Here is a 6,326-nt window from a genome sequence, read left to right as displayed (position 1 = left end):
TCGAGGGGGAGGCGGCCGGAAGCGCCGGCGCGCGGGCGGTTCCGGCGGGGGAGTGGGAGCGGGAACCGCATCCGTCGGACAGCCTGCGGACGTTCGGCGCCGTCGTCCAGGCACTGCGCGAGCACGCGGGACTCAGCCGGGTCGACCTCGGCGCCCGGGTCCAGTACTCGAAACACACGGTGGAGTTGGGGCGCCGGATGCCGGACGAGGCGTTCGTGGAGCGGGCGGAGGAGGCCCTCGGCAACACGGGTGCGCTGCGGAAGGCCGCGCGGCATCTGACGCGCGGGGAGGCGGGGCTGGCGGCGTGGTTCCGGCGGTGGGCTCGGCTGGAGCGGGAGGCGGTGAGCCTGTGCACGTACGAGTGCCGGTTGGTGCCGGGGTTGTTGCAGTCGGAGGCGTACGCGCGGGCGGTGTTCGACAACAGCATCCCGTTGCTGACCGACGAGCAGACGGAGGCACAGGTCGCGGCTCGAATGGAACGACAGGCGATGATGCGGGAGCGGCCGACCGTGCCGTTCGGCTTCATCGTGGAGGAGTCGGTTTTCCGGCGTGGGCTGGGTGGGGCGCAGGTTCAGGCGAACATGCTGGACCACGTGCTTGAGCTGACCGCGCCGCGCAACGTGACGCTTCAAGTGGTGCCGGTGGAATTGGAGTTCCACGGCTGCCTGGACGGGCCTGTGCGGATCCTGGAAACCCCGGAGGGGCGGCGGCTTGGGTACTCCGAGGGGCAGCAGAACGGACGGCTGATCTCCGACGCGAAAGAGATGAGTCTGCTCTGTCGACGCTATGACATACTGCGCTCGCAGGCCCTCAACCCCAAGGAATCCCGGGACCTGCTGGAGCGACTGCGAGGAGAGCTATGAGCAGTGGTACGTCGGAACTCGCCTGGTTCAAGTCCAGCTACAGCGGCACCCAGGGAGACGACTGCGTGGAGGTCGCGATCGCCGAACAGGCCGTCCACGTACGGGACTCCAAGGACGTGACCCGCCCGGCCTTCGCCGTCGGCCGTGAAGGCTGGGGGCGGTTCGTGCGGTTCGCGTCGGAGTGCTGAGCGACTTGGGGGAGTGCCGTCCGACGGAGCGGCGGACGGCACGCCCTCACCGCGTTCGGGAGCCCTCGGTCTCGCCCGTGGGGCCGTAGCCGAGGGCCGCGCGGTTGATGAAACGGTCACCGAGGTCGCGCACGGGCGCGGGTTTCGGCTGCTGGGCGGCGCTCTTCGCCGTGGACTTCTTCGGGGCGGGCTTCTTGTCACCCGCGCGCTTGGCCGGGGTCGCCTTCGCCTGCTTGGCGTTCTTCGCGGCCGGCGTGTTGCGTGCCGCGTACCTCTTGCGTGCCGCTGAGAGTTTCTCGCGTTCTCGAACGGCCACGTCGGCGGGGAGGGCGTTGGTCAGGGCGCGGGCCCGGCTGAGCGCATAGCGCGCTGCGGTCCAGTTCTTCTTGTCGATGGCGAGGTTGGCCAGCCTGATGGCCTGCTGCAAGGCCTTGATCTTCGCGGGCTGCCGCCGGGGTGTCGGGGACTCGGCCCCGCTGCTCCGCCGCTGCCCGGCGGCACGGGTGCCCCAGTCCGTACCCGAGGTCAGGACGACGACCGAACGGGGATTGCTGCTCTGGCTTCGACGTACCACGTGCGTTGTTCCTTGGTCGAGCGATGGGGCACGCCCTGGGGTGGCCACCGGTGGGGCCACCCCAGGGTAGGTCAGTCGTGGCGGGGCCCTGGCCGGGGGCGGGGTGACGCCTCGCGGGGCCTCGGGCGGCGGCATCCGGCCCGCGTGGACCGGCGGGGCCGGAAGCTGCCGAGGAAGCCGTCCCGCCGGCTCCGGCTCACGGTCCCGACCCGCCACCGACGCGGCCACCGCCCGCAGCCGCAGGGCTTCCTGCGCCGACGGCGAGAGGCGTCGCGCGTCCCGCGTGTGGGCCGGGACGGCCCGGGCCGCGGGAGTCCTGGATCAGTAACCGTAGATCATCTTGTAGGCGACCTCGGGGAGGAACTGTCCGGCGGAGGATCCGGCTCCGACGCCGCAGTTGCCGTCGGACTCGCCCGGAACCTTGATCCACAAGAGCATCTCGGCGCCTCCGCCCAGCCGGGTGGGGGTGCCGATGCGGCGGCCGGAGGGGTTGCACCACTGGCCGTTGGAGCCGTTGCCGTTGCGGCTGGTGTCCACGACGAACGGCTTGGTGTAGCCGTAGCGGGCGTTCAGTTCGCTGTTGACGGCGTTGCCGTAGGCGGTGTTCTCGGCCGTGGTGAGGTAGTTGGAGATGTTGAGCGAGAAGCCGTGGGCCTGCCGGAGGCCGGCTTCGTGAAGGCGCTGGGCCATGGTCGCCGGGCCGGCCCAGGCGGGGTTGCCGGCGTCGAGGTAGACCCAGGTGTTGGGGGCCTGGCGGTTGAACTGGGCGAGGGCTCCGGTGAGCATGCCCTGGCGTTCCGCGACCTGAGCCGGTGTCATGCAGCCGTAGTCCCCGAGGGAGTCCGGTTCGAGGATCACGAGGGCCGGGCGGTCGGCTATCCCGCCGGCGAATTGTGCGATCCAGTTCGCGTAGGCGGACGGCGAGGCGGCTCCGCCCGCGGAGTGCCCGCCGCAGTAGTCGCGGTTGTAGATGTTGTAGGCGACGAGGACGGGCAGTTTGTCCGCGCGGTCCGCCGCCCCCGCGTACGCACCCGTGGCAGTGCCGATGGCACCGCTCCACGAGCCGAACCAGCGGGCCGTCGGGGTATGGGCGATGGAGGTGTTGATCGCGGGTGCCCGGCCGTCGCCGGAGTTGGCGGCGGCCCACCTCTTGGCGCTGGAGTCGGGGTCCGCGTAGAAGCCGTTGGTCATGGTGGTCGGGTCGGCGGCGTGGGCGGACGGTGCGACGGCGAGCGTCAGCGGCAGGGCGAGGAGCGCTGCCGTGAGGGCGCGGATTCTGCGGCGCATGGCGGTACCTCGGTTTCCTGGTGGGGGTGCGTCGCACGCTCTCGTCCCGAGCGTGCGGCGCGCTGAGGAAGTGCGGTGGTACGACGTCCCCCTGTGCCGACGGTCTCTTCAACGGGGACGGCACGCTCGGAGGACCGGAGGTGAGTGCTGGGAGCGCTCCCATTGGAAGCGCTCCCAGGAGCACCGGAGCCTTTGGGGGTGTGCTCGGTATCGTGTGGTCGGCTGCTGGAGCTGTCAAGAGCCGCCGCGCACTCACTCCCGGTATGGCGAAAACCGGACTTCGCGGTCCTGGAACTGGAAGCGCTCCCAGTTCCTGGTTGTGTCGAGGGCTCCGTGCCCGGCCTGCCTCATCCGCCGGGCGGGTGGCGGCGTCAGGGCCGGGGTGAGACGTTTCCCGTCCGGTCGAGAGGGAAGGATCGCGGTCCGTGGCAGAGAATGCGCCGCGTCGGCAACCGACGCTCGACGAGGTGGCCGAACGCGCCGGTGTCTCCCGCTCCGTGGCCTCCCGCGCCCTCAACAACGCCCCACACGTCAGCCGCGCCAAACGCGAGGCGGTGGAACGGGCCGTCCGGCAGCTCGGTTACGTGCCCAACCCGACCGCCCGCGCTCTGGCCACCCGCCGGGCGGGAGCGGCCGCCCTCGTCGTCTCGGGGGAAGATCCGTCGATCTTCGCGGATCCGTTCTTCGCCCAGGTGATCGTGGGGGCGTCGGGTGCTCTGGAGGAGGCCGACCTGCACCTGATGCTGTGCCTGGCCGCCTCCGACCGGGGCCGCAAGCGGGTGGGGGAGCTCCTTCGCTCCAAGGGCGCCGACGGCGTCATGCTGATGGCGCTGCGCGAGGACGATCCACTGATCCGCATGGCCGAGGAGGCCGAGATGCCCGTCGTGTTCGGAGGGCGCCCGGTCGGTCCGGTGCCCCGGTGGTACGTGGACGTCGACAACGTCGGCGGAGCGCGCGAGGCGACCGAGTACCTGGCCTCGCGCGGCCGGACTCGTGTGGCCGCCATCTGCGGGCGTCTGGACACCGAGGCCGGGCGCGCCCGGTACCGCGGCTACCGGGACGCCATGCTGGCGGCCGGGCTCGATCCGTTCCCGCCGCAGGAGGGGGACTTCACCGAGCCCAGCGGAGCCGCCGCCATGGCCGTGCTGCTGGCGGAGCATCCCGACCTGGACGGGGTGTTCGCCGCCAACGACAACATGGGGGCGGGAGCGCTGCGCACGTTGCGCGAGGCCGGCCGGCCGGTCCCCGCCGACGTCGCCGTGGTCGGTTTCGACGACCTGGCCGTCGCCCGGATCGCCGACCCGCCGCTCACCACCGTCCATCAGCCCATAACGGCCTTCGGACGGGAGATGGCGCGCATGCTCGTCGCGCTCGTCAACGGCCAGGACCCCACCCCACTGATCCTGCCCACGCGCCTGGTCACCCGCTCCAGCGCCTGACGGGCCTGCCCCGAGCGGCATGACGTGCTGGGCGCCCGGGACGAATCGGCCGGCTTTCCGCAGGGGTTCCGTCCCCCGCCGTACGGCCCGGGCGTCGTCGGCGGGAACGCCGGAGCGAAGGGGCAGTGGGCCCGCACGAGCGGCGGGGCCCACGCCGTCGGCGGGTTGAGCCGGTCCGGGTGAGCGGGCCCGGCCGCCACGGCGGACCGTTGTGGTCGCCGCCCGCGGCGAACATCACCCACACCCGCCGGCGGGGACCGGGCAGGCTCCTGGCCGACGGGCACGGCCGGCGTTTTCGCCGATGTCGGTCACCAGGGCCTGGGCGCGCGCACCGGCGGCCGGGTGGTGAGGCCGCCGCACCGCAGGTTCAGGAAGAACGCCCCGGTCCGGTACGAGGAGATCTTCTCGGACCACGGCGTGGCGGGCTCGGCCTTCCGCCGAGCCCGCCACGCCGGCTCCCTACCGGGGCCGGACCCGTGTCAGGCAGTCAGCGCTGCAGTGTCAGCAGACCCGGACGGTAGGGCAGGAGGCCGTAGTCGCCGCCGGAGTTGGGGCTGCGTCCCTGGTAGAGCAGCTGCAGGTTGCAGGGATCGACGGTCATGGTCTGATCGGCGCTGGTGCGGAGCAGTTCGCCGTGGCTGATGTCGTTGGTCCAGGTGGCACCACTGTTGGCCTTGCCGGCGAAGGGGTTGCTCTCGGTCGCGGCCTGGGGTGTCCACGAGCCGTTCAGGCTGGTGGCCGTGAACGAGCGGAAGTACCGGCCCTGCGAGCCGATCGCCTCGACGATCATGAGGTAACGGTTCTGGCCCTGCAGCTTGTAGACCTGCGGGGCTTCGAACAGGTTGTTCGTCGTGTCGCTCATGACCACCGTCGAGGTCGAGCCGAAGCTGCCCGGGAAGTTCCCGATCGGCATGCTGGCCCGGTAGATCTTGCCGTTGTCGCCGGCGAAGAACAGGTACATGTTCGTGCCGTCACCGATGAGTGTCTGGTCGATGGGCCCTGTTCCGGAGCCGGAGATGCTTCCGGAGAAGAGCACCTGCTCGGACGACCAGCCGTTCGGGTTGGTGGGGTCGCTCGAGGTCCGGTAGGAGAAGGCGGTCCCGCCCCACTGGTAGGCGAGCACCCAGATGTTCTTCGGCGCGAAGTAGAAGAGCGTGGGTGCGACGGTGGAACTGGACATCGTGTTCTGGCTGGCCGAGGCCATCTCCGACCAGTTGGTGAACAGGCCGAAGTTCATCGAACCCCACCGCGTCCCCGTGTCGTGCGTGGTCGCGTAGACGAGTTGCCTGCCGTTGTAGGGGGCGACGGTGAAGTCCTTGAGCGAGACCCACCCCTGCTTGGGCTGCGCCAGCGCGCCCGTCGATGTCCAGCGGTAGCTCGAGGGAAGGTCGCACGAGCCGGGGGTGTCGGCGCCGACCTTGACGAGCCGCCACTGCTGGTTGGTGCCGCCCCAGTCGTCGTACTGGACGATGTTCGCGTTGTCGGCGGTGGAGGCGCCCTGCACTTCGAGGGCCTTGTTGCTGTGGCGCGAGATGAGCCTCACGTAGCCGTCCGAGCTGTCGGCCAGTCGCCACTGCTGGTTGGTGCCGTTCAGGTCGGACCACTGGACGATCGAGCCGCCGTTCGCGGTGGACCAGTTGTGGACGTCCAGCACCTTGCCCGAGTGGCGGGACTTGATGCGGTAGTAGCCGTCCCCGGAGTCGACGAACTGCCACTGCTGCTGGTTCTGGTCGTTCCTGGTCCACTGGGTGATACGGGCGCCGTCGCCGGTCGCCATGTTGTAGACGTCCAGGGCTTTGCCGCTGTTGCGGTTGACCAGCACGTACGAGGCGTTGGGGTCCACGGTCGCGGCCTGGGCGGGTTGGGCACCGAGGAAGGCGGCCACCAGCAGCAAGGGAGCTAGGACGCCGAGTAAGCGTCTCGGACGGACCGGGAAGGGGTGGCGAAACCGCATCAGAGGGCCTCCTTGGGGGTG

Annotated in this window: 6 protein-coding genes; 3 read left to right on the top strand and 3 right to left on the bottom strand. The window is 70.7% G+C overall.

The features are described 5' to 3' along the window. Both B7L92_RS34595 and B7L92_RS34590 read left to right on the top strand, forming a co-directional pair. On the top strand, positions 1-863 hold an 863-nt coding region (locus B7L92_RS34595; RefSeq protein ID WP_081241190.1), incomplete at its 5' end, for a helix-turn-helix domain-containing protein. Further along, positions 860-1,051, top strand: coding sequence for a DUF397 domain-containing protein (locus B7L92_RS34590; RefSeq protein ID WP_081241189.1), 192 nt, complete (start codon positions 860-862; stop codon positions 1,049-1,051). The genes B7L92_RS34595 and B7L92_RS34590, both read left to right, overlap by 4 nt. Positions 1,052-1,097: 46 nt before the next feature. On the opposite strand, the gene B7L92_RS34585 is transcribed toward B7L92_RS34590, so the two are convergent. Further along, positions 1,098-1,625 carry a hypothetical protein gene (locus B7L92_RS34585; RefSeq protein WP_255311271.1) on the bottom strand — a complete coding sequence of 176 codons (528 nt, stop codon included), beginning with the start codon at positions 1,623-1,625 and terminating at the stop codon, positions 1,098-1,100. A gap of 321 nt (positions 1,626-1,946) precedes the next feature. Beyond that, positions 1,947-2,912, bottom strand: a complete 966-nt coding sequence (locus tag B7L92_RS34580; protein ID WP_081241187.1) for a glycoside hydrolase family 6 protein — start codon at positions 2,910-2,912, stop codon at positions 1,947-1,949. Positions 2,913-3,337: 425 nt separating this feature from the next. Here B7L92_RS34580 and B7L92_RS34575 point away from each other — a divergent pair, with 425 nt between their 5' ends. Continuing rightward, positions 3,338-4,351 carry a LacI family DNA-binding transcriptional regulator gene (locus B7L92_RS34575; protein WP_174704064.1) on the top strand — a complete coding sequence of 338 codons (1,014 nt, stop codon included), beginning with the start codon at positions 3,338-3,340 and terminating at the stop codon, positions 4,349-4,351. A 487-nt stretch (positions 4,352-4,838) separates the two neighbouring features. Here the strand turns inward: B7L92_RS34575 and B7L92_RS34570 are convergent, their stop codons facing one another. Then, the gene (locus B7L92_RS34570) at positions 4,839-6,305 is read right to left on the bottom strand and encodes a non-reducing end alpha-L-arabinofuranosidase family hydrolase (protein ID WP_081241185.1); all 1,467 of its coding nucleotides are present in this window, start codon (positions 6,303-6,305) and stop codon (positions 4,839-4,841) included. Positions 6,306-6,326 lie beyond the last annotated feature (21 nt).

The organism is Streptomyces viridosporus (genome assembly GCF_002078235.1).
Classification (GTDB): domain Bacteria; phylum Actinomycetota; class Actinomycetes; order Streptomycetales; family Streptomycetaceae; genus Streptomyces; species Streptomyces viridosporus.
This window is presented reverse-complemented; position numbering and strand designations above follow the sequence as displayed.